The sequence below is a fragment of the Ruminococcus sp. CAG:330 genome (assembly GCF_000437175.1).
GTDB lineage: Bacteria > Bacillota > Clostridia > Oscillospirales > Ruminococcaceae > Ruminococcus_C.
In genome coordinates this window covers 2,396-28,573 of the sequence record NZ_FR898050.1, presented here as the reverse complement: position 1 = coordinate 28,573, position 26,178 = coordinate 2,396, and the positions used below count along the sequence as shown (strand labels likewise).

Below are 26,178 nucleotides of genomic sequence, written 5' to 3'. Positions count from 1 at the left end.
AGTACGAGGGGGACCGCCGTTAGGCGGTGGAGAGGTCTTTCGTGAAATCTTTTATGCAATGGATGATTTGCAGAAACCCCTCAGTCAGTGCTGCGCACTGCCAGCTCCCCTTTCAGGGGAGCCTATGATACTCCACAATTTGAGTAGGGACACGGCGAGCCGTGTCCGCCAATTTGTGTCAGGGGAAATTCCGTTGAAAACGTTCCACCCTCGAAAAGCTGTTTTCCCATTTTGTTTCAGGCAAACGAATCGGACACGGCACGCCGTGTCCCTACAAGTTTGCTCCTCGCCAGCTGCGCTCAGCTGGAGCAGCCTTTTCGGGAACAGTTTTTCAGAATCTTTTCGTTTCTGCACGATGCTTTTTGTTATCTGCTTTTACGATTTTGTAGGGACACGGCGAGCCGTGTCCGCAGTTTTATCTCTTGGAGAGGGCAGTTTTGCACCCGCCGAAAACCGCAATTCCCCACGAACCCTGTCCCTTTCTCCCGATTTCCTTGACACATCCCCGCAAATCCGGTATAATAGAGGCAACGCAACAGCATATCCTGCTGTGAACCAAAAATGGGAAAGGAATGTAGCCAGATGATACGAAAGAACATTGCGCTCTGCTGCGCCGGCATCATGCTCGCTTTGACGGCAGCCATGCCGTTTGGGGCATCTGCGGAGGAAACCGCCGGCGGAACCTCCGTGGTGCAGGTGGAGAAGAGCCAGATTCTTGTGAAAAAATCCATACCGGCCAGCCAGATCACGGGACAGATCGCTGTCACCGTGCACGACCATCCGGTACAGGTGACCATCATCAACAAGACCAGAGAGGGCAACGAAACCTACTACGATATGGAGATCGCCCCCGTGCAGGACTCGGACAGCACGACTTACGTCTTTCCGGTGAACCAGTCGGAGTGCAGAAAGTCGGAGGATCAAGGGGAAAATCCGCTGCCGGTGTACCAGCGGGATTTTCTGCAAAATACGTACAATTCGGCATATACGGTTTCCCTGAGCGCCTCGGATGATGTGACCTATGCGGACACAAACGTGGTCATTGCGGACAACAGCTATGAAACCGGTGTTTCCGGAAAGACCACCTATTCCTACGACGTGGTCTACAGCGAGGAGACCGAGGATGCCGTGACGGTGCTGGACAGCAAAACCACTCTCATCGGCGGTGCAGCGTCCTGCGCCACCACGCTGCAACTGCGCTGGGCACCCTATACGCTGGGGGATGTGAACGGCGACGGCAACATTGATCTGGACGACTCCTTCGCCATCCTCGCCTATTATTCCAAGGTGGCCGCCGGCAGCCAGCCGCCGGCAGACGTGGAGGCAAAGGCAGCCAATGTGGACGGCGACGGCGCTGTGTCGCTGGACGACGCATTTCTGGTGCTGCAATACTACTCCAAGACCGCAGCCGGCGGACAGGAGAGCTTTCCGGAATTTTTGAAGCGGGTGCTGGCATAAGCGCCTGTTTCGCATCTTTTCCGCACGTCTTTTCGGCAGATTTTGCCGGTGACTGCGTCAAAAACCATAAGCGCCTGTAACAGTGAACGAAAAAGAGGAGGGGATTCCTACCGCTGGAATCTCCTCCTCATATTTTTGCCGCTGCAAAATACGCCTCGCACGCCTGAAACGGGCACTCCGCCGTGATGCGCTCGCCGCTCTCCGGATCGGGAAAGGCGACACGGCAGCAGTGGAGCATGTGGCGGGAGAAGTGGGCGGTGCTTCCGCCGTACAGGGTATCGCCTGCCAGTGGATAGCCCAGCGATGCCATATGGACCCGGATCTGGTGGGTGCGTCCGGTCTCCAGCGTCAGTTCCGTAAGGGTGTACGTCCCGTCCTGTCGCAGGGGACGGTAGTGAGTCACGGCGGACTTGCCGTCCTGCCGGACACAGCGCCGGATCACCGAGCCGTCGGCTCTGCCGATGGGGGCGGAGATGGTGCCGGATTCCTGCAATGTGCCGCACACCAGTGCGAGGTAGGTCTTTTCCACCCTGCCCTGCAAAAACGCCGCACTGTAGGCGGATTTCGCCGCCAGACAGATGCCGCTGGTGTCTCGGTCCAGCCGGTAGACCGGACGAAAGGGCAGCTCTGGATGCGCCGCTGCAAAGACATTCCCCAGCGTGTCCGTGCGGTGCCCATGGGAGGGGTGCACCGGCATGCCGTCGGGCTTGTCGTAGAGAATCCACGACGCCGTTTCCTGTAGAATGGGCACGGTGCACGTGGTCAGGGGCGGGAGAGTGTGTTCGGCAGCAGGCTCGGTCAGGGTGATGCAGTCGCCGGCAGAAACGGGGTCAACGGTGCGGGCGGGAACGCCGTTGCAGCAGATGCCGCCGGGAATCCGCTTGAGCCGCACCAGCGTCCGGCGGGACACGTTTCGGAATCGGCGGAGATACTGTTCCAGCGTCATGCTGCGGTCGATCCCCTCCACAGGGAAGACAAGGGGCTGCGGCACGGGAAATCACCTCCATTTCTTGAAAAAACAGCCGGACACGGATGTTGAAAAAGCAGACCAGCGCCGTTCCGGCACGGGGCAGCATATGGGGGATGGTCACCACGGGCAGCATCGCTGCGGCGTACCACGCCGCCGTCCCCAGCAGTGCCTTTCGGTTGCCGTGCATGATGCGGAGCGCCGTGGAGAGCACCCTGCGGCAGGGCATGTCCGGCGCAGCAAACCAGACATACGGCACGCAGAGCAGTCCCAGACAGAGATAGCCCCACAGCAGCAGACACACCACCGCCGCCACGACACACTGCATGCTCCCGAAGAGCCACGGCGCACTCTCGGCGTGTGCCGTCCCCATGCGTGCCAGATGGTACGCACCGGACAGGAACAGGGCTGCGGGCAGCAGCGCCGCTGTCCGCAGCAGGGTGCACAGGAGGGACAGGAAAACGGCTCGCCCGCCCACATGCAGCCCGTTGCCGCCCATGCCGGAGCACTGGGTCACACGCAGCCGCACCGTCCAGCGGCACCACACGGACAGGGGCAGGGAAACGGCGTACCACACTCCCTGCACCAGCCGCCAGACCAGCACAGATTCCGTGAGCAGTGCGCCGGCAGGGCGTTCCAGCAGACGCAGCAGGAGCACCGCTGCCGTGCCCTCCGTCAGCCAGAACAGCAGCTGCAACAGCACCAGCCCCCAGAAATCCCGCCGAAGCCGGCGGTGCCGGCGCAGCAGCTGCCTTGCATAGCGGTCGCCTTGGAAAAGTTCCATGTTCCCATCCTCCCTTCTCCGGTAGTATGGGAACGTTTCCGGAATTTATGCCTGATAGGGGGTCATGCCCAGAATCTCAAACGCCTGCGACCGCTGCCACAGGTCGGCGGTGACGTGGATGTCATAGCCCTCGCCGAAGTCGCACTGCAGCTGCTGCACCGGAATCTTGGGCAGCCCGAAGCCGGCAAGCATGGTGGAGATGATGCCGCCGTGGGTGATGACGGCGCAGTGGAGCAGATCCTCCTGCATCATGTCCCGGATGATCTCCCGCAGCGCCTTGAAGATGCGCAGCTGCACCTCCTGCAAACTCTCGCCCTTGGGCGGACGGGCATCGGGGCCGCCTTTCAGCCACGTGCGGAACTCCTCTTTCTGTACCAGCTCGTCCGCCGACTTTCCCTCGAAATCGCCGAAGTCCATCTCGATGAGGTTGTCCACGGTCTGGAGAGTGGTGTCGGGAAATAGGATCTCCGCCGTTTCCCGGCAGCGCAGCAGAGGACTGGAATACACCCGTGCCACATTGGGATAGACAAATTCGTCCATCTTGTTGCACAGCTCGGCGCTGCCCCGGTCGGAGAGGGGATAGTCCGTCCGTCCGATGTAAATGCCCTTTTCGTTTGCTGCCGTTCTGCCGTGGCGGATGACGCTGATGCGATAGCCTTTCATGGAATAACTCCTCCTATGTTCTATAAAATGATCGGATAGTCAACACATTATTGTGTGAAATGCCGAAAAAGAAATAAATTGGTTTCAAAAAAAACAATTGTTTTCTGTTTACAAAAAAGCGCAGATGGATTATAATGAAAAGAGGTTTTTGCGGTCTTGCGCTGTGCCGTTTCCGGCGGGAAATACTGCCGGTTTTCCGCAGCGCCAACACCGGAAAAACACAGGTCTTATTATATCACATTTTCTCCAAAAAGAAAAGTGATTTTTGCGGCAGCGCCGGAAATTTTTTCGGTGCGCCGCCGGACTCTATGGGACACGGAGCCGGTTTTTGCGGCTCTATGGCTGAGGAAACAGAAGCATCCTCAGAGAAAGGAGAGATCTTATGAAGAAACTACATGGTGTCCGTCTGGATCACCATAAGAACACGGAGGACTGCGCATCCCAAAAGCTTCCGCTGCCGGAACTGGTGCGGATTCCTATGAGCATGCACATCGGTGCGCCGTGTACGCCGGTGGTGAAGCCGCGGGATACGGTGCAGGTGGGACAAAAGATCGGAGATACCGACGCCTTTATGGCAGTGCCTATCCACTCCGGCGTATCCGGCACGGTAAAGGCAATCACCACCTACCGGATGTCCAACGGCAGAACCTGCCCCATGGTGGAGATCGCCACGGACGGCCAGCAGACGGTCTGTCCCGACGTGAAGCCGCCGGAGGTCACCGACAAGGCAAGCTTCCTCAAGGCCATTCGGGAGAGCGGTCTGGTGGGCATGGGCGGCGCAAGCTTCCCCACCCACGTGAAGCTTGCCCCGAAGCAGAAGGTGGACACGCTGGCGATCAACGCCGCCGAGTGTGAACCGTACATCACTTCCGACTACCGCCAGATGGTGGAAGCACCGGACGAGGTGCTGGACGGCGTATTGCAGGTGATGCGCTGGCTGGAGATCCCTAAGGCAGTCATCGGCATCGAGGCAAACAAGCCCGAGGCCATTCGCATCCTCACCGAAAAGGCTGCCTCCCATCCGGAGATTCGGGTGGAGACACTGCCCACCACCTACCCCCAGGGCGCAGAAAAGGTGCTCATCTATAATACGCTGGGCAGAATCGTCGGCGAGGGACAGCTCCCCGCCGATCAGGGTGTGATCGTCATGAACGTCTCCTCTGTTGCGTTCGTCAGCCGCTACCTGAAAACCGGCATGCCGCTGGTGGAGCGGATGCTCACCGTGGACGGCGATGTCATCGGCAACCCCTGTAACGTGGTCGTTCCCATGGGAACACCGGTTAAGGATGTGCTGGCATTCGCCCAGTGCGATCTGGAGCGTGCCAAGAAGCTGCTGTACGGCGGCCCGATGATGGGTATCTGCATTCCGGATGTGGCAGACCCCATTCTCAAGGCAAACAACGCCATTCTCGCATTTGAGAAGATTCTGGACACCAAGCCCTCCGCCTGTATCCACTGCGGACGCTGTCTGGAGGCATGTCCCCTGCGGCTCATGCCCACGGAGATCGCCAAGGCATTCCGTCAGAAGGATTCGGAGGCACTGGGCGCACACAAGGTCACGCTCTGCATGAACTGCGGCTGCTGCACCTATGCCTGTCCGGCAAAGCGTCCGGTGGCAGAGACCAACCAGCTCGCCAAGAGCTTTTATATGAACAGCATCAAAAAATAAGGAGGATGAGAAACGATGTCATCATTATTTACGGTTTCTCCGTCACCCCATGTGCGCAGCGCCATGACCACCCGGAAGATCATGTTTCTGGTCGTCATTGCGCTGGTGCCGGCAATCGTGGCGGCAACCATTGTCTTTGGCCCCCGTGCTCTGCTTCTGGTGGTATTCTGTGCCGTGTTCAGCGCACTCACCGAACTGGTCTGTCAGAAGCTGATGAAAAAGGAAGTCACCATCTCGGACGGCAGCGCCATTCTGACGGGCGTTCTGCTGGCGCTAAATCTGCCGGCAACGCTGCCCCTGTGGGAGGCTGCCATCGGCTGTATTTTTGCCATCGCCGTGGTGAAGCAGCTGTTCGGCGGACTGGGCTGTAATTTCGCCAACCCCGCCATCACCGGCCGTGTGTTCCTGCTGCTGTCCTTCGCCAGCGACATGACCACATGGGTCAAGCCGTTCTACTACCGGGACAGCACCGTGCTGGAGATGTTCTCCTCCAACCGTGGCATAGATGCCATTGATGCCGTCACCGGCGCAACGCCCCTCGTGACACGGGATGCCAGCCTGCTGGATCTGTTTCTGGGCAACGTGGGCGGTTCGCTGGGCGAGACCTCTGCGCTGGCGCTGCTCATCGGTGCGGCATTCCTGCTGGTGCTGGGTCTGATCTCGTGGCACACTCCTGTGGCATATCTGGGCGGTCTGGCTGTGCTGGAACTGATCTATACGCTGGCGACCGGCGGCGAAATGACCGATGTGCTGTATGCGCTGCTCAGCGGCGGTGTCATTCTGGGCGCATTCTTCATGGCGACCGACTATGTGACAACGCCCATGACCAAAAAGGGCAAGCTCGTCTTTGGTCTGGGATGTGCGGTGCTCACCTTTGTCATCCGGGAATTTGCCAACATGCCGGAGGGCTGCTCGTTCTCCATCCTGCTGATGAACCTGCTCACGCCGTACATCGACCGTTTCACGGTGTCGAAACCGCTTGGCGCAAAGCCGGCAGAAAGGAAGGCAAAGGACAATGGCTGATACCGCAAAAACTTCTGCAAAAACCATGGTCATCCCGCCGCTGGTGCTGGCGCTGATCTGCGCCGTCTGCTGCGGACTGCTGGTGCTCGCCAACAGCGTGACCAGGGACAAGATCGCAGCCGCTGAGGCTGCCTCCATTCAGGACAGCCTTCAGGAGCTGCCGGATGCCGGAACCTTTACGGAGATTCCGGACTTCACGCCGGAGGACAACGACCGTGCTGCGGCAACGGCGCTGTACATGGATGAAAAGGGACAGGCTGCTGTCCTCATCACCGCAGACGGCTATAACAAGGGCGGTTTACAGGTGGTCGTAGGCGTGAACAGGGACGGTGCCGTCACCGGCATCTCGTTTGTCACCGTCTCGGAAACCCCCGGACTGGGCACAAAAGTACAGTCCAATCCGGAGCTGCTGGTGGACAATCTGGTGGGGCTGTCGGACACTGCCGCAGTGGACGGCGTGGACGGCATCACCGGTGCCACCTATTCTTCCAAGGGAATGAAAGCTGCCGTGGACTGTGCCCTTGACACAGTCGGCGCAAATCAGGAGGTGCTCGGCGCATGAACTATGGAAAAGAATTTACCAAGGGTATTCTGAAAGAAAACCCCACGCTGGTGGGTCTGCTGGGTATGTGTCCCACGCTGGCAGTTACCACCGGCGCATTTAACGGCATCGGCATGGGACTCTCCACCATGTTCGTTCTCATCTGCTCCAATCTGGTGATCTCCCTGTTGCGGAAGTTCATTCCCCAGCAGGTCAAGCTCCCGTGCTATATCGTCATCATCGCATCGTTCGTGACGCTGATCCAGTTTCTGGTGCACGGCTTTGTGCCGGCGCTGTATACCAGTCTGGGTGCGTTTCTGGAACTGATCACGGTAAACTGTATCATTCTGGGACGTGCGGAGATGTTTGCCTGCAAGAACAACCCCCTCGCCTCCATTCTGGACGGCGCCGGAATGGGTCTGGGTTTCACGCTGGCGCTGTTCCTCATGGGCAGTGTCCGTGAGATCCTGGGCAGCGGCACATGGTTCGGGCTGGCAATTCCGGGCATGGCAAACCACACCATCACCCTGTTTGTCATGCCGGCAGGCGGTTTCTTCGTGCTTGGCGTCATCATCGCTGTGGTATGCTGCCTGACCAAGAAAAAGCCGCCGAAGAAGATCGGCTGCGCATCCTGCCCCAATGCGGCGGTGTGCGGCGCAAAGCATGAGGAGGCAGAAGCATGAGTACGTATGTTGCAATTATCATCGCCGCCGTCCTGACCAACAACTTCGTGTTGTCCAAGTTCTACGGCTGCTGTCCGTTTCTGGGCGTTTCGAAGAAGCTGGATTCCAGCATCGGCATGGGTGCTGCCGTGGTATTCGTCATGGTCTGCGCCTCGCTGGTCACCTATCCCATCTACCACCTGATCCTGAAGCCGCTGGAGCTGACGTATCTGCGTACCGTGGCGTTTATTCTGGTCATCGCCGTATTCGTACAGCTGCTGGAAATGGTCATCAAGAAGCTGATGCCGCCGCTGTATAAGACGCTGGGCGTGTACCTGCCGCTGATTACCACCAACTGCGCCGTGCTGGGTGTTACCCTCATGAACATCGACGACGGCTACAGTTTCGGACAGTCGCTGGTAAATGCGGCGTTCTCCGGACTGGGCTTTGCGCTGGCAATGGTGATCTTCTCCGGCGTGCGCTCCCGTGTGGACGATGCCGAGGAGGAGACACCCTCCACGTTCCGTGGTGTGCCGGCAACGCTGATCGCTGCGGCAATCGTATCGATGAGTTTTCTGGGCTTTGGCGGTCTGGGACAGTAAGGAGCGTGTGTCATGGAATATATTTATCCGATTTTGATTTTCATCGCCATGGGCATTCTGTTCGGCGTGCTTCTGGTGATCGTATCCAAGGTGTTTGCCGTCAAGGTGGACGAGCGTGCTGCTGAGATCACGGAGAAGCTGCCGGGCGCCAACTGCGGTGCCTGCGGCTATGCCGGATGTGCGGACTATGCGGACGCCATTGTCAACAAGGGCGCACCCATGAACGCCTGCGTGCCGGGCGGTGCCGGCGCAGCCTCTGCCATCGGCGAGATCATGGGCGTTTCCGTCACGGCGGCAGAGCGTGTCGTTCCCGTGCTGCACTGCAACGGCACCTGTGATGCCACCGCCCGCAAGTTCCGCTTCGACGGCGTGCAGACCTGTACGGCTGCCAAGCGGTTCTACGGCGGCACCGGCGTCTGCACCTACGGATGTCTGGGCATGGGGGACTGCGTTTCCGTCTGTGAAAACGATGTCATCTCCATCCAGAACGGCATCGCAACCTTCTGCACCGAGAAGTGCGTGGGCTGTAACAAGTGTGCCAAGGTCTGTCCCAACGGGCTGATCGAGCTGCGGCCGGAGAAGAAAAAGGTGGACGTGCGCTGTTCCTCCCGCAATATGGGCAAGGTGGCAATGCAGTCCTGCAAGAACTCCTGTATCGGCTGTAAGAAGTGCGAGAAGGTCTGCAAGTTCGACGCCATCATCGTGGAGAACGCCTATCCGGTCATCGACTACGACAAGTGCAAGTCCTGCGGTCTGTGCGCCAAGGAGTGCCCCAGAGGGTGCATCGAGAACCTGCGCAAGCCCAGGGTCGTTGCCCCGAAGCCGGAGGCAAAGCCCGCTGCAAAACCGGCAGCCAAGCCTGCGGAAGCTCCCGCAAAGCCCGTGGAGCAGCCTGCAGAAAAGCCCGCTGCACCGGCCTCAGTCAGTGCTGCGCACTGCCAGCTCCCCTTTCAGGGGAGCCTTTACTCTTCCTTCTCTTTGTTATGGAGAATCTGCGGACACAGCTCGCCGTGTCCCTACATGATACATGAAGCAACCTTTTCAGAGTCAGTTTCCGGAAATCGTTCTGTTCCTGCACGATAATTTTTATCATCATCCAAAAAATCCCTCGGTTTTCCCCGGAATTTTAGGCGGTGCACGCAGAATTTTCACCGGATTTGCACAATCAAATGCGATACTTATCTTACAGAAAAAGAACGGGATTTGGGGACTCTATGATAAAGGAAATACCACCACTATGAATCCATCGCAACACGGGGCAGTAAAAACGAAAGGAAGCGTGCAGACTATGCAACACAAATATTTCGCCTGGGCCATGGGCATGGCAATGGCTGCTGCCATTGCCTGCACCGGCTGCACTTCATCCGATACCAATTCCAGTGCCGATTCCGGCACATCCACCCAGATTACCACGGCAGCCTCCGACACCAGCGCCAAGGAAACCGATTCGAAAAAGAACACCGCCAGCGCAGAATCCCTCTCCACACTCCAGGACAATGTCACCGGCGACACCTATGACGGCGACCTCAACGAGGACGGCTTCGGCACCAGCGGAACGATCTCCGGCGGCACGTCCGTCACGGCAAACGGCGGAAGCGGCGGCATGTCCGGCAGATTCGGCGGCATGCCGGCAGGCGATCCGCCCTCCGGCGCACCCGGCGGCAATTTCGGCAAGAACGCACAGCGTTCCTGAACCTGTGCTCTGCGGTACGGCAGGGACACAGGACAAAATCCCCCTTGAAATTTTCTTTCCTTTCAAATTTGCAGGAGCGCACGGTGTCAGAGCCGTGCGCTTTTGCGGTTTTGGCGGGAGAAAATTGCGAACGATCTCTCACGGACTATTCGCATGCTTTTCAGTCCGTTTTCAAGCCAGTTTCACCAAACGAACACATTCATCCGGTATACTAGAACCATGCTCAAAGAGAGCATGTAACATCCTCTAACCGCTCCGTGTACACCCCGATGCGGAGCGGAATCCCCAATAATCCCTATATCATAGCAAAAAACGTCCCATTTACCCCGTGGGGCGTTTTTTGTGTCTTTTGGCGTGCGGGGAAATCATTTCATATCACAAAAAAGAAAAATAAGGCTCCCCTGAAAGGGGAGCTGGTAGTGCGCAGCACTGACTGAGGGGTCCATTTGGGAAATTCAAAACAAATACAAAAGGTTTCACAAAGACCCCTCCGAGCGGCTTCGCCGCCCACCTCCCCTTTCAGGGGAGGCTCTCATAAAAATGGATTTGCATGCCCCCTTGCAAATTCGGCGGATTCATGGTATACTGATAACAACCTCAGAACAGAAAGGACAGTTTCATGATTACAGTTTCCAATGTCAGCCTCCAGTTCGGCGGCGACACGCTTTTCAAAAACGTCGATCTCCAATTCAACGCCGGCAACTGCTACGGCGTGATCGGTGCCAACGGTGCCGGAAAGTCCACATTCCTGAAGATTCTCTGCGGACAGCTCAAGCCCACCACCGGCGAGGTCAATATTCCCAAGAACCTCCGCATGAGCGTCCTCAAGCAGGACCACTTCGCCTACGACGAATACACCGTTCTGGACACCATCATCATGGGAAACCAGCGGCTCTACGACATCATGCAGCAGAAAGATGCCCTCTATGCCAAGGAGGATTTCTCCGAGGAGGACGGCATTCTGGCTTCGGAGCTGGAGGCGGAATTTGCCGAGCTGGACGGATGGGAGGCAGAGTCCAACGCCTCCAAGCTGATTCAGGGGCTGGGACTGTCGGAGGAGCTGCTCTATCAGCAGATGGCAGACCTGTCCGGCAACGAGAAGGTGAAGATCCTGCTGGCGCAGGCGCTGTTCGGGAATCCGGACATCATCCTCATGGACGAGCCGACCAACCATCTGGACATTGACGCCATCGCATGGCTGGAGGACTTCCTGTCCGAGTACTTCGGCACGGTCATCGTGGTATCCCACGACCGCCACTTCCTCAACGACGTCTGCACCCACATTGTGGACATCGACTACACCAAGATCAAAATGTACGTGGGCAACTACGAATTCTGGTACGAGTCCAGCCAGATGATGCAGCGCCTCATCAAGCAGCAGAACAAGAAGGTGGAGGACAAGATCGCCGAGCTGAAAACCTTTATCGCACGGTTCTCCGCCAACAAGTCCAAGTCCAAGCAGGCGACCTCCCGCCGGAAGCTGCTGGACAACCTGACGGTGGAGGAGCTGCCGGCATCCAGCAGACGCTACCCGTTCATCGGCTTCGACATGGACCGGGAGCTGGGCAAGGAGGTATTGCAGGTCAGCGGCATCTCCAAGACCGTGGACGGCGTGAAGCTGCTGAACAACGTCAGCTTTACCCTGGGACGCACCGACAAGGTGGCGTTCATCGGCGAGAGCGAACAGGCGATCACCATGCTGTTCAAGATTCTCATGGAGGAGGAGCAGCCGGACGAGGGCACGTTCAAGTGGGGCGTTTCCACCTCGACCTCGTACTTCCCGGTGGACAACTCCGCCTACTTCAACGACAACGACGACTCCATTCTGGAGTGGATCCGGCAGTACTCCACCGCAGACGAGACCGAAACCTATCTGCGTGGTTTTCTGGGACGGATGCTCTTCTCCGGCGATGACATTTACAAACCGGTCAAGGTGCTGTCCGGTGGGGAAAAGGTGCGCTGCATGTTTGCACGCATGATGCTGTTCCACTCCAACGTGCTGCTGCTGGACAGACCCACCAACCATCTGGATCTGGAGAGCATCACCGCCGTGAATAACGGACTGGTGAACTTCAAGGGCGTTGTCATCCTGTCCTCCCACGACCACGAGATTCTGGAAACCGTGGCGAACCGTATCATCGAGATCACACCGGAGGGCTGCATCGACCGGCAGGGAACGTATGAAGAGTATCTGGCGTGGAAGAAGGAGAACGGGAAGTAAGACGGCTTTGCTGAGTTACTGGAAACAAACATTTTTTGTATTGTAGGGACACGGCGTGCCGTGTCCGCTTGTAAACGTTTTCCCATCTTTCAAAATCAACCATAAACCAAAAGGGACACAGCCACCTGTGTCCCTTTTTTCTTTGCTATTGTTGTGTGAAATCGTCGGACACGGCACAGCCTGTCCCTGCAAACGTATGCAGAGCGCCTCGCCGGCTGTTTACTTTGCCAGTGCCTGCTCTGCGGCTGCCAGCTTTGCGCTGCAAACGAACACTTCCATTGCCTTTTGCAGCTCCTCCTCTGTGGGGAATGTGGGGGAGATACGGATGTTCTCATCCTCCGGATCGACACCGTAGGGGAAGGATGCGCCGGCACCGGTGAGGACTACGCCTGCCTCCTTGCACAGCTGGACAATGCGCTTTGCGCAGCCCTTCTGGTTGAAGGAGATGAAGTAGCCGCCCTGGGGGTTCGACCAGCTGGCGATGCCCAGATCTGCCAGTTCCCGCTCCAGTGTGTTTTCAACGATCCGGAACTTCGGGGCGATCAGAGCCTTGTGCTTCTTCATGTGCGCTACCAGATTCTCGAACTTGCCGCCAAAGAAACGCAGGTGGCGGAGCTGGTTGAGCTTATCGTAGCCGATGGTGGAGAAGCCCAGCGCATTCTTCAGGTACTTCAGGTTGTTCTCGCTGGCTGCGATCATGGCAATGCCGGAACCCGGATGGGTGATCTTCGAGGTGGAGGCGAACATATAGCAGATATCCTCGTTTCCAACCTTTCTTGCCTCTTCCAGCAGGTTTGCCTGTACCGGCGGATTGTCTACCAGATGGTGTACGCAGTATGCGTTATCCCAGAAGATGCGGAAATCCTTTGCCTTGGGCTTCAGGGCTGCGAAACGCTTTACCACTTCGTCGCTGTATACCACGCCGCCCGGATTGGAGTACATGGGCACGCACCAGATCGCCTTGATGGTGTCATCCTCTGCCACCAGCTTTTCGACGATGTCCATATCCGGCCCGTCTTCCTTCATGGGAACATTTACCAGCTCCATGCCGAGGAACTGGCTGACTGCAAAGTGGCGGTCATAGCCCGGAACCGGACAGAGCACCTTTACCTTGTCGTACTTGCCCCACGGCTTGCTGCCCATCACACCGTTGGTCATAGCGAGGGACATTGCCCAGTACATGATATTCAGGCTGGAGTTGCCGCAGACGATCACGTCCTCCGGCTTTACGCCCAGCATAGGTGCAAAGAATGCCTTTGCCTCCGGCAGTCCGTCCAGACAGCCGTAGTTGCGGCAGTCCAGACCGTTTTCTGCCCGATAGTCCTCTTCCGACAGGCAGGTGAGGATGCCGTTGGTCAGATCCAGCTGCTTCGGCGCCGGCTTGCCACGGGACATATCCAGCTTCAGACCCTCTGCCTGAAATGCAGCATATTCCTTCTGGCACTGCGCCTGAAATGCTTCCAGTGCTTCCCGATTCATCTCTGATACTCTCATTGCTCTCACACTCGGCTCTTTGGAGCCTACTCCTTTGCATAAATTGATTGGGACGGCGAAATGGCGTCCGGAAATCATGCGTGTTGTACGGCACGCGGCCTTATCAATATTATAACACATCTTTCCCTGGAGTGCAAGTGTTCTTGCAGAAAAAACAAAATTTAATATTTTCGGCATTTGTCCGGGGGTTTTTCGGCAGATCCCCCGAAAAAGGGACGGTCGGACTTCTGTAAAAAAGTTTTCTTCTAAGTTATGAGAGGAGTTTGCGGTCTGTGCTGTGTCCGCCGTGAAACTGCTCCCCCGGAACGCTTCCCCCTGACACCGCATAGAATGTGGCAAGAGCGCATACAGCGCAGAAGCGGAGGGACAGTGATGAGATCCAAATATGTGATATGGTTTGCCGGCGGCGACCGGCGGCAGCAGTATGCGGCGGCACGGCTGGCGCAGCGGCTGGAGGCGGAGGTGCACGTGCTGGGCGTTTTGCCGGAGCACCGGAAGGTTTCCGGCGTGCTCTGGTGTCCGGAGGGCGTTCCCGCAGCGCCCTGCGATCTGCTGGTGCTGCCCATTCCGGCGAGTGCGGACGGCGAAACCGTTGCCGCACCGCTGGGGTCGTCCCCCATTCCTCTGGCGCAGCTGGCGGCCGGCACGAAGTCCGGCGCACTGGTGCTGGGCGGGAAGTGCAGTCCGGCGGTGCGGACGCAGTTCGGGGCGCAGCAGGTGGAGGACTATCTCGGCCGTGAGGAGCTGTGCCTTGCCAACGCCGTCCCCACGGCGGAGGGCGCCATCCAGACCGCCATGGAGCAGATGCCCACGACCCTGCACGGCGGCAGGGCGCTGGTGGTGGGGTACGGCAGAATCGGCATGGCGCTGGCACCTCGGCTGCGTGCGCTCGGGATGGAGGTCACGGTGTGCGCCCGCCGCTGCGAGAGCCGTGCGCTGGCGGAAATGCATGGCTGCCGGGCCGTGCCGCCGGAGGAACTGGGAGCGGCGGCAGCGCAGTGCAATCTGGTGTATAACACCGTTCCGGCACTGCTGCTGGAGGAGCCGGTGCTGCGCCGGATGCCGCCGGAGAGCCTGATCATCGATCTGGCATCCCGTCCGGGCGGCACGGATTTTGCGGCGGCACGGCGGCTGGGGATTCCGGCACTGCTGGCGCTAGCGCTTCCGGCAAAAGTCGCACCGGCGACGGCGGGCGAGATCATTGCGGACACCATCTGCAACATTCTCAAGGAGAGGGGATTCGCCCATGAACGATCTGACAGGTAAGCGAATCGGGTTTGTGGTCACCGGTTCGTTCTGTACCTTTTCCGCCGCTTTCGCACAGGCAAAACGCCTGCGGGAGTCCGGCGCAGTGCTGACGCCGATCTTCTCGGAGCACGCCGCCGGCATGGATACACGCTTTGGCACGGCGGCGGTGCGTGTGGCAGAGCTGGAGGAGATCTGCGGCAAAAAAGCGCTCCGCACCATTGCGGAGGTGGAACCGCTCGGCCCGAAGTCCATGCTGGATGTGCTGGCGGTGGCACCCTGTACGGCAAATACAGCGGCAAAGCTGGCGCACAGCATTACGGATACCACGGCGACCATGGCGGTGAAATCCATGCTGCGCCGGCAAAAACCCGTGGTGCTGGCGCTCGCCACCAACGATGCCCTGCGTGGCTCGGCGAAAAATATCGGGCTGCTGATGAATACCAAGCACTATTATTTCGTGCCCCTGCGGCAGGATGCGCCGGCGGAGAAGCCCGCCTCCCTGGTGGCGGATTTCGAACAGCTGCCGGAAACCGTGTCCCTTGCGCTGGACGGAAAACAAATTCAGCCTGTGTTTTTCTCGTAGACACAAACCGTTAACAATCTTATGGTATACTAAAAAGCAGGTGGAAATCGACAGCTCGGTTTCCACCTGTTTGTGACTGGACGAAATATGCGGATGAAACGGGGAGAATGCATCAATGGCATGGATCATTTTGAAGCAGGCGGCGATCATGCTGCTGCTGAATCTGGTGGGCATCATCGCCTACCGCACGAAAATTGTGGACAAGAACGGCGGCCGCCAGTTCTCCAGCTTTGTGCTGGAGATCGTCACGCCGGTGCTGGTGGTGAACGCCTATTCCGAGGTGGAGTACGAGTTCCGGCTGGTGGTGAATATGCTGTGGACGTTCCTCATTGCGGCAATCTCCTACGTGGTGGCGATCACGGCGGCGTACCTGCTGATTCGCCGGAAAGCCGGCAGGGAGACGGAGATCGAGCGCTTCTCCGTCATCTACAGCAACTGCGGCTTCATGGGCATCCCTCTGGCGAGCGCCCTGCTGGGCAACGAGGGGGTGTTCTACGCCACGGCGTTCCTCACCATCTTCTTCTGCTTTGCGTGGACGCACGGCATCATGCTCCTCACCGGACAGCACGACCGCCGTGCCCTCCTGAAAAAGTTCTGCTCTCCTACCATGATCGGCATTGCCATCGGACTGGTGCTGTTTTTCTGCCGCATCCAGCTGCCGGGAATCCTGCAAACCACCTTTGACTACGTGGCGGGGCTGAATACGCCCATGGCAATGGTCGCCTCCGGCATCAGCGTGGCGCAGGCCAACCTGCTGCAGGCGGTGCGCACCCCACGGGTGTACTACGTGAGCGCCGTGAAGCTGCTGGGCATTCCTCTGCTGCTGACGCTGCTGTTCCTGCCCCTGTCCTTTATCCCCATGGAGGTGCGGACGGTGGTGCTGGTGCTCATGGCAGCGCCCTCTGCGGCGATGTGCACGCTCCAGTGCCAGAAGCACAGCATGAACGACGTGTACGCCTCCGGCATCTTTGCCATGACAACGATTTTGTCCATGGCGGCAATGCCGGCGGTGGTGAAGCTGTTTACCACGCTGCTGGAACTGGTGTCGGCGTGACCTGCCGGAATGTGTATACGGTGTAAATTTTATCGGATTTGGCACTTTTTCTGTTGCAATTCGTAAAAATTTGTGATAAAATGAATAAATAAGAGAACCTCTGGATTGGTACGTGAGAGAAACCGGAGGCAAGAATCCGATTGTTCCGGAAACGGGATGGTCGGATATGTTTTGAAAAGAAAAGGAAGAACGTCATGAACGATTGTGGCATTAGTAAACTGGATCTCAAGCGGAGAAACCGCATGCAGATCCTGCGTGTAGTACGGGAACAGGGGCCGATCTCCCGTGTGGATATCTCCACGGCACTGCAAATCACCCGTGCGGCGGTTACCATCATCACCAATGAAATGATCTCCCAGCACATTCTGGAAGAGATCGGCGAGGAGCCGGTAGAACCCGGTGCGGCAGTCAAGAAGGGACGCCGGAAGATCCTGCTGGACATCAATGCAACGTATCGCTTTGCATTGGGCGTGTACGTAGATGAAAAGGAGATCTCCGTCGGACTGACCACATTGAATCTGGAGACCATGGACAAGAAGGTTATCATCCACGGCGGCAATCTGACGGCGGAATATGCGGCAGGGGTCATTGCCTCCACGGCGAAGACCATGCTGCAAAACAGCTGCCTCACCTCGAAGAACCTCATTGGCATCGGCATCGGCGTGATGCCCGCTGTGTGGCAGCAGCTGGACGGCGAGACCACCGAGGACGGCGTGCTGCAGTTCCCCCTGTTCCAGCGCCTTCTGACAGACCGCTGCAACACCACCATCTATCTGGGCAGCGCCGTGACGCAGTTCGCCATGGCAGGGGTGCAGCATCAGGCACGGAACCACGTCATCAGCAACCGCCAGCTCTTCCTGCACTGGGGGGACAACCACTTCTACGCCATCCCCATGCAGGGCGCAGAACCGCTCCATGACATTTGCAGCAGCCGGTACTACGTGGAGAATATGATCGTTGTGCCGGACGGCAGAGAGGCAGAGGGCTATCCCCGTGGCAGTGTGCGTGCAGAACTATCCCTCAGCGCCATCCAGAAGGACGTTTCCGCCGTATTCTCCGAGGCGCAGACACCGGCGCTATACCAGCTCACAGACGGCGACCTGACGCAGGTCACGCTGGCCTCCCTGCTGACGGCATCGGAGGAGGACGTGGCGCTGATTCCGGTGACGGAACAGATCATGGCGAAGTTCAGCCTGCTGCTGAATAACCTCCGCTGTGCCTATTTCAGCGACAGCGTGTGTCTCCACGGCTTTGGCTTCACCCAGCGGAATCTGGAACAGGTGCAGACGTACCTGCGGGAGTACACCGAGGATACTTTCGCCGATACCGTGTCCCTCAGCCCCATTCAGGAGCGCTACCGCTTCCTGTGCGGCTGTATCTACGCCGTACAGGAGGGATTCTTCCGGCGAGGCGGACTGAGCTGAGAATCTGAATTGCTGTGTACCCGTTTCCGGCATCGCCGGAGACGGGTTTTTTTTGCGGGAACAGGCTCAAAAAACATCGAAAACGCAACGAGGGCACCCCCTCTGGCGGATGCCTTTGGGAGTGCCCTCATGCGTGGCGCAGAAACTGCGCACAATTCAGTTGCGAAACAGATTACTCTGTGTTAACTCTTACTTTCTCTTCTTGGAAACCAGAGCTACGCCGCCGATAACAGCTACAGCTACAGCAACGCCAGCGATCGGCAGTGCGTCACCAGTCTTCGGAGAAGAAGTGGAAGCAGCAGCAGCCTTCTTGGTGGTTGTAGCTGCCGGAGTAGCAGCCTTAGCGGTTGTGGTAGCCTTCGGAGCTGCAGTGGTTGCAGCCGCAGTGGTAACAGCCGGAGCTTCGGTGGTAACAACCGGAGCCTCAGTGGTCGGCTCTTCGGTGGTCGGCTCGCCCTTAACTACGATAGCGCCGGAAACTGCAGTGGTCAGACCGCCGTCGCCGTTTACGTTCTCGAACTGTGCCTTTGTGCCGTCACGGCCGGTATCAGCTGCAGTGATGGTGTAAACGTCACCCGGCTGAATGTCAGCATCCTTGATGTCGAAGATCAGGTATGCAACAGTTGCGCCGTTTGCAGTATCGTAAGCCAGAACGTTACCGTCACGGTCAGCGTCGGTGCTCAGGAACGGCAGCCATGCGAAGTCGTATGCCTCAGAGTAAGCAAACTTCAGAGCCAGGCTGCTGGAGTTGCACTTGATGGAAGTGCAGTCCAGTTCGCTGGTGTCCCACTCAGCGCCCAGAGACAGCTTTACGAAGTTGTTGTCAACGCTTACCGGAACCTTGATCTGTCCAGCCTTAGCCTCTTCAACAGTTACTTCAACAGTGCCGATGGTTGCAGTGCCGCCAGCTGCGCTTGTCGGAACAGCCAGAACAGCAGCAGATGTAGCTACGATAGCAGCAGCAGAGAGAGCTGCCATTGTTCTTTTCAATGTAGTTTTCATTTTTCTATTTCCTTTCAAAAATAAATCTATGTTATGCACCCGGCGCAATATGCACCTTACGCCGGACACAGTAACAACGCACGAATTTGGGAATTGGGATTTGCTTACTTGCCGATCACGTCAGACCATACAACGTCCTTACCAGCAGCTCTGTAAGATACATACTGCAGGATGTTGAATGCGTCATCCATGGAGATCTCAGCATCTTCCGTCTTCTTGCCAGCCTTGGACTCGGTGTCGATGTCGCTTACATAGAATGCCAGCTTCTCCAGCAGTTCGTCAGAACCGTCGGTGAAGGTTACAGTCTTGCCGGCTGCGCTGGAAGAATAGTACTGCAGGGTATCGAATGCATCGTCCATGTCAACGTCGCCGTCCAGCTGAGTGTCACCCTTCATTGCAACTGCAACAGTGGGCTTGTCTTCCAGAGCGGTCTTGTCAGCATCGCCAATGTAGTAGATGTCAACTGTGCCCTTGTAGTACGGAGCAGTGTAAACATCTGCCGGAGTCTGCAGGAAGCCGAAGTAGCTTGCATCCAGATCCTTGGTGGTGCCATCCTTCAGGGTAGCAACAGCAGATACGATCAGCTCAGAAGCATCGAAGGAAGTTTCCTCGCTGTTGTATACGCCCTCGCCAACCTCAACAGAGATGCTCTCGATGTCCTTCATCGGGATGATGTCGGTAGAAGTAGTGGTTGTAGTCTCGCCAGTGCCGGAAGTGGTGGTAGTCTCACCGCTGCCGGAAGTGGTTGTGGTCTCACCGCTGCCGGAAGTAGTTGTGGTAGTGGTGGTATTGGTATCCGATGTTGTGGTAGTGGTGGTTTCCTTATCCTTCAGCTCGTATGTTACCGTACGGGTTACATCGAAGGAAACGGTACCGGTTGTTGCGAAAGTAACTTCAACTTCCTTTACGGTGTCGAAAGATACGAATTCCTTATCCGGATTCTGCTTTGCAACGTAAGCCTTGACAGCGTCCTGCTCAGCGTCCGGAATCTCGAATGTCAGGTCATATGCGCCATTGGTTGCGCTAGCCTTGAAGTTTGTGCCCTCGTTCAGAACAGCGGCAATGTCAGCAGCAGAGATGCTCAGCTTTACGTTTGCATCGCTCTGGGTCAGAACGTCGTTTACTGCGCTGATGCCCTTGTCGAAGTAGCTGCCGTATGCAGCAACCAGACCGTCAACAGTCTTCGGCTTGCTTGCAGCAGACTCGAAGCCGTTCTTTGCAGCGAAATCAACGATTGCAGCAACCACTGCATCGGCATTTGCATAAGAAGTTTCCTCGAAGGACTTTGTTGCGATTGCCTTGGTCAGCTCGGTGTAGCTGCTGTAGTTTGCAGCAGCCTCGCCCAGGATCTTGCTGAACTGTGCAACATCAGCAGCCGGAACAGCAGCCTGTACCTGTGCAGACAGATCAGCAACCACTGCGTTCAGGTACTCGTCAAAAGCCGAAACGGTGTAAGCGGTGTTGTTCTTGTCGTTGGTGATAGAACCGGTTACGGTAGCTTCCTTGCTGTTTTCCAGATCGGTGGAAACAACGAAGCTGTAGTGTGTCTTCAGGATGGAAGCGTCTACGGTGTAGTCAACGCCCAGCTCGTTCAGCTTGTCCTGAATCTGCGGAACCATGTAAGCGCTCAGATCAGCGTCACCGGAAACGGTGAAAACGCCGTCCTTGACGGTCAGGGTCGGATTTGCAGAAGCAGAAACGATATCCTTTACCAGGCTGGTGTACTTGCCGGTGCCGGACAGGCCTTCCACGATGCTCTTTGCGTCAACGCTGTACTCGCCGTTTACATCCTTTACATAGCCGGCCATACGGGTGTTCCAGTCGGAAACCTGCTTGCCGTCCTTGATCTCGGACTCCGGATTTACATACAGCAGCTTGTCTGCGGTGATCTGCGCTGCATCCGGCTTTACTGCTGCGGAGCTGGAGATTGCCAGTACCTGGCCCATAGCCACCGGTACTGCAATAGCTGCAGCGAGAACTCTGTTAAATTTCTTCATTCTCTTTTTACCTCTCTCTGTAAGAATTTTGTTTGTATTGCCGTCCGTCAATTTGGGCAGATACGATACATGGCGGATACGGCGCACCCCGTTCACATTGCTGATATGAAACTCTGCGGCAGACGCCGCAGCCGGTGTGTGCCGCCGTTCAGCGGCAAGAAATGAATATTTACAAGTACCCGCAAAAGGTCTTATAAATAATTTACAAGTGTATTTTAACATATTATTTCGCCCGTGTCAAGCCCATCCGACTAACTTTTTTAAAATTCTTTGGGGAATATCATGCCCGTTTTTGTAGCTTTTTCACAATTTTCAGCGAGTCCGGCGGGACAGCAGCAGGCTTTTCCGTCGATTTTGGCAGCCCGCGGAACGGCTGGGAAAAGTTTTCAACAGGTTTTCAACAACCCCGTTTGTGCGTTTCTACCAGTGCCGCAGACTTTTGGGGAAACCATGCACCCCCGCAGGAGAACCCTGTGGGGGTGCGCTTTTGGGACGAATCGCCTCAGCCGACCAGACCGGAGCGTTCGATGCCCTCGGTGAAGTACTTCTGCAAGAAGACGTACATGATCAGGATGGGCAGAATGGAGATCAGGCAGCCCGCCTCCATCCACACGATCTGTTCTCTGGGGCTGACATCTGCGTTATTGAACAGCTGCTGGGACAGCAGGGTGCTCAGGTTTTTCAGCATCAGCGCAATGGTCTGGTTCTTGGTGAAGAAGGTGGAGCTGACATAGTAGTCGTTCCAGTACCACACCACCGAGAACAGAAAGACCGTCAGGAACGAGGAGGATGCGTTGGGGATCATGACCTGTACGAAGGTGCGGAGCGGACCGCAGCCGTCCAGATAGGCAGCGTCCTCCAGCTCCTTGGGGAGTCCCTTGAAGAACTGGCGGAAGATGAAGATCATGAGTCCGGCACGGATGCCGTTGCCCATGGCTGCCGGCAGGTACATACAGAGCTTGGAGTTGATAAGGTTGACCTCCAGCCCGAACAGACCGAAGTGCCGGAACAGCATGTACTGGGGAATGGCGATGATCTGGGACGGCACGAGGATCATCATGACCACGATACCGAAGAGCAGACCCTTGCCCTTAAACTTAAAGCGGGCGAAGCCGTAGCCTGCCAGTGCGCAGGAGGCGACCTGTACCAGCGAACAGCCGATGTTCAGCAGGAGGGTCGTCCCCAGCGTTTTCCAGATGTCCATGACACCGGCGGTCTCCTTGATGACCTCCAGCGTCAGGTGGCGGGGGATCCACATGACCGTGGGGTCGCTCATATCGGCGGAATCCCGGAATGCGCAGCTAATCATATAGATCAGGGGATAGAGGATGACAAAGCACAGACCGAACAGAATGAAGAATCGGAAGAACGGCCAGACCGCTTCGAAAACCCGCTTGCGGCGCATGTAGGCGATCTCGGATTTGTTCATGCTCCGCATGCGGATTCTGCGTGCCTCACGTTTGCTCATGCCGTTTCCCACTTCGGCGTCATCCTTGGGGGAAGAAACGGGTGTTGCACCCTTGACATTTTCCATGTTTGCCACCTCCTTATTCGACTTCGTAATACACGAATTTGTTGATGATTGCGGTAATGATGCCTACGGCAGCGAGGACGATGGCGAAATATACCCACGCCATCGCCGATGCCGGACCGTACTGCCAGTCGGACTGGAGATCCAGAATCCGTCCCATGACCACGTTGTTCGGGTCGGTGAAGGAGTCGATGATGGTGAAGATAAAGCACGCCAGAATCATGGGGCTGACATAGGGCAGGGTGATCTTCCAGAAGTATTCCCATGCCGTTGCGCCCTCCATCTGCGCCGCCTCCTTGGCGGACACCGGAATGTTCTGGAGGGCGGCGAGGAAGATCAGGATCTGGATGCCGGAGTTCCAGACGATGCCGAAGATGTTGTCCGACACTGTTTCGATGGTGGTCTGGACGCCGTCCGAGATGCCGTAGATGCCGAGGAATTCCATCAGCTCGCCCAGCAGATCGGTAGAGAACATGGTGGAGAACTGGCTGGCATCGCTGTTGCCGGTGCTCTGGAGGTTGCCGTTGATGATGTTATACACCGGGCCTGTGGCAATGATGACCGGCAGGAAGAATACCGCACGGGAGAACGTGCGCCCCCTGAACTTCTGGTTCAGGATGACGGCAACGAACAGGGAGAACACCAGAATGAGCGGTGTCTTCCATGCGGTTTCCTCCAGCACCTTTACCAGATACTGGCGGTAGTTCGGGTCTACGTTAAAGGCATAATTATAGTTGTCCAGCCCCACCCATTTGCCGACCATGCCGCCGGTGTCCGGTGCGATCTCCTGAAAGGAATAGATCAGTGACTCCACCACGGGAATCAGAAAAAAGATCAGTGCGCCCACGAACCACAGTGCAATGAAGCCGTAGCCGTACATGCTCTTTCGTTTTTCATACGCCATTTTCATGATTACTTCCAACTCCCTTCCTCGACATACTCAGAAAGCGCATAGGTTTTGCCGTCTGCGGTGACGGTCTGCGCTGCAAGATCGACCTCGGTCACGGCGCCGTTTTCATAGGTCGTGGTGATGACGTCGCCCTCCCGCACGTAGCCGGTGATCTGCTGGTCACCCAGTCCGGCGGTCACTGTCTTGGCAAACGCATAGGACTGGGCGGCGTTGTCCTTCCAGTCGTCTGCGCCGGCGTAGTACAGTCCGTCCAGCACGGTGTCCTTCAGCTCGCTGGTCTCCTCGCCGATCATGTCATAGTGCAGGCTGCTGCCCGTTGCAATGGAGAGCAGCACGGTTTCCTCCGGTGTGGCGGAGGCATTGACGGCGGTGGAGGCGTAGGGCTTCAGCCCGTGCATGACCATCTGATAGAACGGGATGTCCTCGTCAAACACATCGTAGCCGCTGGACTGGAGGGGCACATCGGTCAGCTCCTGCACATAAGGGAGCGCATAGGCGTTTGCCGTATCCGCCAGCATGGCGATGTCTGCATCGGTGATCTGCTGGTAGGACTGGGTCAGGATCTCCTGTGCCTTGTCCCGGCAGATCTCCTTCTTGCCGTAGTCGCCGTAGAGGGCGGAGGTCATGCTGCCCAGCGAAACTGCGGAGAGGTTTTTCTTGGTGAAGTTTCCGGTGAGCTTCTCATAGATCTCGGAGAACGCCGCCGGAGAGAGCAGCGAAAGGGGCTTCTCCGCACCGCTCTGGTTGCCGTATGCCAGATTGTACGGATAGATTCGGGCGTAAGAACCGGAGATGCGGACAGTGGTGTCCGTGAACGTGTAGTATCCGCTGCCGGAGGCAAAGGTCTGGTTGTCCACTGCCGGATAGATGGTGATGCTGTTCCTGCCGGCGTAGTCCATGAGATCTTCCCAGTCGCCCTTGCCGCCCAGACAGCCGGCGGGCTTTGCCTTGAGATCCACCTTGCCGGTGATGCCGGCATTCGTCCAGTTGTAGTACTGTACCCGGATGTCCTCCGGCGAAACGCCGTCTGCGGTCAGGTCCGTGAGGATGTCCTCCGCCTGCGCAAAGGTGGTGAGGGAGTTTTTCAGTGTCACGGGAATGCCCAGAATGGACTTCTCCTTTTCTGTTCCGCCGTAGAGGTTCAGGTACAGACCGGCATCGGCGGATGTCACGGTGGAGGTCACGCCCTGCTCCCCGGTGAGGTAGTTCCGGTAGGCGTTTGCCACGTCGCTGTAGTCCGGCGTATCCTCCGTTTCCAGCGGGTAGTACCGCAGCGCCACGGCATCGGTCTTGATGTCGCCGTCCTCAAAGACGGTGAGGGCGGTGGAGTTGTCCCCCGACATATCGTAGGAGTCGGAGTCCCGCAGGGTGAAGTCAAATCCGCAGACGTTATAGCTGCTCTTGGACTGTCCGCTGACGCTGGCGGTGAGCCTGGCGTTGGAGTCGCCCTCGGTGCACACCACCATCATGGCGCTGTCGCTGTTGACAATGCCGTACATGGGCAGGTACACCTGCTCCGTCACAGCGGGCTGCTGGAGGGGCACGGCGGTCAGGTCGGTGCCGTAGACATAGCCGGTATAGCTCTTGGCGCTAGTCTTGCTGTTGTTATAGCGGATCAGCGCACCGCTGCCGTCGGGAATGACGAAATAGCCGTCCTCCTGATCGGAGGCTGCGCCGAAGCTGCTCATAAGGGAGAGGGAGGTGACCAGCTTGCCGGTCTGGGAGGTGTCCTCCTCCTCGATCTCGTCTGTTTCAATGCGTGCTTCCAGGTAGTCATCCTCCAGCGTGTAGGTCACGGGAATGGTGATGCCCGCCTTGTGGAAGCGATAGGTGATCTTCACGCCGTCGCCGGTGTCCTTGACCTTGACCTTGCCGTCGCCGGTGGAGCGGAGCGTGGTGGTGCTTCTCGCATCCGGTTCGCCGTAGACCATGCGCAGGGAGGAGGAGAGGTCGTTCACGATGGTGTTGGTGGCACGCTTATCGTGTCCCACGTTCTCCGGCGTAGACCACCACATCTTTTCCGCTGTCTTGTCGTACAGTCCGATGACTGCACGGTCATCGTCCACATACAGCGCCAGCCGGTCGTTCTCGGTGACGAACCGTGCCGAGGAGATCACGGCATCGCAGGTATCGGAGAGCACCACCTGCCAGCCGTCTTCGTTGGTGTAGGTGACCTGGCCGTCCTTTGCCTTGCCGTCGGAGGTATAGCTGCGCTCCACCTCGTCGTAGTCCTTGCTGTACAGCTCCAGCGTCTTGTGATCTCTGGACTGGAAGAGCAGTTCGCTGTCCAGCAGGGAGACGATCTGGCGCACCTGAATGACCTTCTGGTAATCGGTGTCCATGTACACCAGCCAGCGTCCCTCCGGACTGAGGAAGATCACGAAGTCGCTGGTGTCGTCCTCCTCTTCCAGGGTGCAGACCACCTCGCCGGTTTCGTCGTCGATGCCGGCAAGCCCGATGTCGTCCAGCAGATCCACCACGTCCTCGTCGGAGATGGTGTCCTCATAGTCCTCCGGACGGCTGTAGAAGGTGATGCCGTCGCAGGCGTTCTTTTTCTCCATGTACTGGGTGACCTGCGCTGCTGTAATCGTAATTTCCTCCTGCGCCTCGGAACGGGTCGCCTCCTCGGCGGTTTCCTCTCCGTCAGCCGGT

The 26,178-nt window shown here is 57.4% G+C and carries 22 protein-coding genes (1 of these 22 running past the window's edge); 13 read left to right on the top strand and 9 right to left on the bottom strand.

What is annotated here, in order from left to right; genetic code table 11:
• The first annotated feature begins 582 nt into the window (after positions 1-582).
• Entirely contained in the window at positions 583-1,458 is an 876-nt protein-coding gene (locus QZL66_RS06210) for a dockerin type I domain-containing protein (RefSeq protein WP_022410868.1), read from the top strand.
• A gap of 127 nt (positions 1,459-1,585) precedes the next feature.
• On the opposite strand, the gene QZL66_RS06205 is transcribed toward QZL66_RS06210, so the two are convergent.
• The 3 genes from QZL66_RS06205 to QZL66_RS06195 are packed head-to-tail and all read right to left on the bottom strand — an operon-like array spanning position 1,586 to position 3,872.
• Positions 1,586-2,404, bottom strand: a complete 819-nt coding sequence (locus QZL66_RS06205; protein WP_293601907.1) for an RluA family pseudouridine synthase — start codon at positions 2,402-2,404, stop codon at positions 1,586-1,588.
• A complete protein-coding gene (locus QZL66_RS06200) occupies positions 2,289-3,209 on the bottom strand; it encodes a hypothetical protein (protein ID WP_022410866.1) in 921 nt (306 codons plus the stop codon). The genes QZL66_RS06205 and QZL66_RS06200 overlap by 116 nt, the downstream gene beginning before the upstream one ends.
• 45 nt (positions 3,210-3,254) lie before the next feature.
• The gene (locus QZL66_RS06195; RefSeq protein WP_022410865.1) at positions 3,255-3,872 is read right to left on the bottom strand and encodes a histidine phosphatase family protein; all 618 of its coding nucleotides are present in this window, start codon (positions 3,870-3,872) and stop codon (positions 3,255-3,257) included.
• 382 nt (positions 3,873-4,254) lie between these two features.
• On the opposite strand from QZL66_RS06195, the gene rsxC reads away from it, so the two are divergent.
• The 8 genes from rsxC to QZL66_RS06155 all read left to right on the top strand — a co-directional run bounded on the left by rsxC (position 4,255) and on the right by QZL66_RS06155 (position 12,283).
• Positions 4,255-5,541 carry an electron transport complex subunit RsxC gene (rsxC, locus tag QZL66_RS06190; protein WP_022410863.1) on the top strand — a complete coding sequence of 429 codons (1,287 nt, stop codon included), beginning with the start codon at positions 4,255-4,257 and terminating at the stop codon, positions 5,539-5,541.
• A gap of 15 nt (positions 5,542-5,556) precedes the next feature.
• Positions 5,557-6,564, top strand: coding sequence for an RnfABCDGE type electron transport complex subunit D (locus tag QZL66_RS06185; protein ID WP_022410862.1), 1,008 nt, complete (start codon positions 5,557-5,559; stop codon positions 6,562-6,564).
• On the top strand, positions 6,557-7,126 hold the full coding sequence (locus QZL66_RS06180) for an FMN-binding protein (RefSeq protein ID WP_022410861.1): 570 nt from the start codon (positions 6,557-6,559) through the stop codon (positions 7,124-7,126). Before QZL66_RS06185 ends, QZL66_RS06180 begins: the two co-directional genes overlap by 8 nt.
• Positions 7,123-7,788, top strand: a complete 666-nt coding sequence (gene rsxE / locus QZL66_RS06175) for an electron transport complex subunit RsxE (protein WP_022410860.1) — start codon at positions 7,123-7,125, stop codon at positions 7,786-7,788. Before QZL66_RS06180 ends, rsxE begins: the two co-directional genes overlap by 4 nt.
• Positions 7,785-8,369: an electron transport complex protein RnfA gene (locus tag QZL66_RS06170; RefSeq protein WP_022410859.1), complete on the top strand. Its 585-nt coding sequence runs from the start codon at positions 7,785-7,787 to the stop codon at positions 8,367-8,369. Before rsxE ends, QZL66_RS06170 begins: the two co-directional genes overlap by 4 nt.
• Positions 8,370-8,381: 12 nt before the next feature.
• A complete protein-coding gene (locus QZL66_RS06165) occupies positions 8,382-9,452 on the top strand; it encodes an RnfABCDGE type electron transport complex subunit B (protein ID WP_022410858.1) in 1,071 nt (356 codons plus the stop codon).
• A 205-nt stretch (positions 9,453-9,657) separates the two neighbouring features.
• Positions 9,658-10,062: a hypothetical protein gene (locus tag QZL66_RS06160; protein ID WP_022410857.1), complete on the top strand. Its 405-nt coding sequence runs from the start codon at positions 9,658-9,660 to the stop codon at positions 10,060-10,062.
• A gap of 619 nt (positions 10,063-10,681) precedes the next feature.
• Positions 10,682-12,283 carry an ABC-F family ATP-binding cassette domain-containing protein gene (locus QZL66_RS06155; RefSeq protein ID WP_022410856.1) on the top strand — a complete coding sequence of 534 codons (1,602 nt, stop codon included), beginning with the start codon at positions 10,682-10,684 and terminating at the stop codon, positions 12,281-12,283.
• 219 nt (positions 12,284-12,502) lie between these two features.
• Here QZL66_RS06155 and QZL66_RS06150 read toward each other — a convergent pair whose 3' ends face one another.
• Positions 12,503-13,777 carry an aminotransferase gene (locus QZL66_RS06150; protein WP_226944395.1) on the bottom strand — a complete coding sequence of 425 codons (1,275 nt, stop codon included), beginning with the start codon at positions 13,775-13,777 and terminating at the stop codon, positions 12,503-12,505.
• Positions 13,778-14,149: 372 nt separating this feature from the next.
• Here QZL66_RS06150 and QZL66_RS06145 point away from each other — a divergent pair, with 372 nt between their 5' ends.
• The 4 genes from QZL66_RS06145 (at position 14,150) to QZL66_RS06130 (ending at position 18,086) form a co-directional block, all read left to right on the top strand.
• The gene (locus QZL66_RS06145; RefSeq protein ID WP_022410854.1) at positions 14,150-15,043 is read left to right on the top strand and encodes a dipicolinate synthase subunit DpsA; all 894 of its coding nucleotides are present in this window, start codon (positions 14,150-14,152) and stop codon (positions 15,041-15,043) included.
• Positions 15,024-15,608 (top strand): dipicolinate synthase subunit B, encoded by a 585-nt coding sequence (locus tag QZL66_RS06140; protein WP_022410853.1) that lies wholly within the window; start codon positions 15,024-15,026, stop codon positions 15,606-15,608. The genes QZL66_RS06145 and QZL66_RS06140 overlap by 20 nt, the downstream gene beginning before the upstream one ends.
• Positions 15,609-15,723: 115 nt before the next feature.
• Positions 15,724-16,662 carry an AEC family transporter gene (locus QZL66_RS06135; RefSeq protein WP_022410852.1) on the top strand — a complete coding sequence of 313 codons (939 nt, stop codon included), beginning with the start codon at positions 15,724-15,726 and terminating at the stop codon, positions 16,660-16,662.
• A 194-nt stretch (positions 16,663-16,856) separates the two neighbouring features.
• Positions 16,857-18,086 (top strand): hypothetical protein, encoded by a 1,230-nt coding sequence (locus QZL66_RS06130; protein ID WP_022410851.1) that lies wholly within the window; start codon positions 16,857-16,859, stop codon positions 18,084-18,086.
• Positions 18,087-18,275: 189 nt separating this feature from the next.
• Here the strand turns inward: QZL66_RS06130 and QZL66_RS06125 are convergent, their stop codons facing one another.
• From QZL66_RS06125 to QZL66_RS06105, 5 genes are all read right to left on the bottom strand, one after another.
• Positions 18,276-19,088: an LPXTG cell wall anchor domain-containing protein gene (locus QZL66_RS06125; RefSeq protein WP_022410850.1), complete on the bottom strand. Its 813-nt coding sequence runs from the start codon at positions 19,086-19,088 to the stop codon at positions 18,276-18,278.
• 104 nt (positions 19,089-19,192) lie between these two features.
• Positions 19,193-21,085 carry a hypothetical protein gene (locus QZL66_RS06120; protein ID WP_022410849.1) on the bottom strand — a complete coding sequence of 631 codons (1,893 nt, stop codon included), beginning with the start codon at positions 21,083-21,085 and terminating at the stop codon, positions 19,193-19,195.
• A gap of 502 nt (positions 21,086-21,587) precedes the next feature.
• Positions 21,588-22,619 (bottom strand): carbohydrate ABC transporter permease, encoded by a 1,032-nt coding sequence (locus QZL66_RS06115; protein WP_022410848.1) that lies wholly within the window; start codon positions 22,617-22,619, stop codon positions 21,588-21,590.
• Between the two features lie 13 nt (positions 22,620-22,632).
• Entirely contained in the window at positions 22,633-23,526 is an 894-nt protein-coding gene (locus QZL66_RS06110) for a carbohydrate ABC transporter permease (protein ID WP_022410847.1), read from the bottom strand.
• 2 nt (positions 23,527-23,528) lie between these two features.
• Positions 23,529-26,178 carry the 3' portion of a DUF5696 domain-containing protein gene (locus QZL66_RS06105; RefSeq protein ID WP_293601908.1) on the bottom strand. Its footprint extends 149 nt past the window's final position, so 2,650 of the gene's 2,799 nt are visible here — the last part of the coding sequence; the start codon falls outside the window, past its right edge; it ends in the stop codon at positions 23,529-23,531.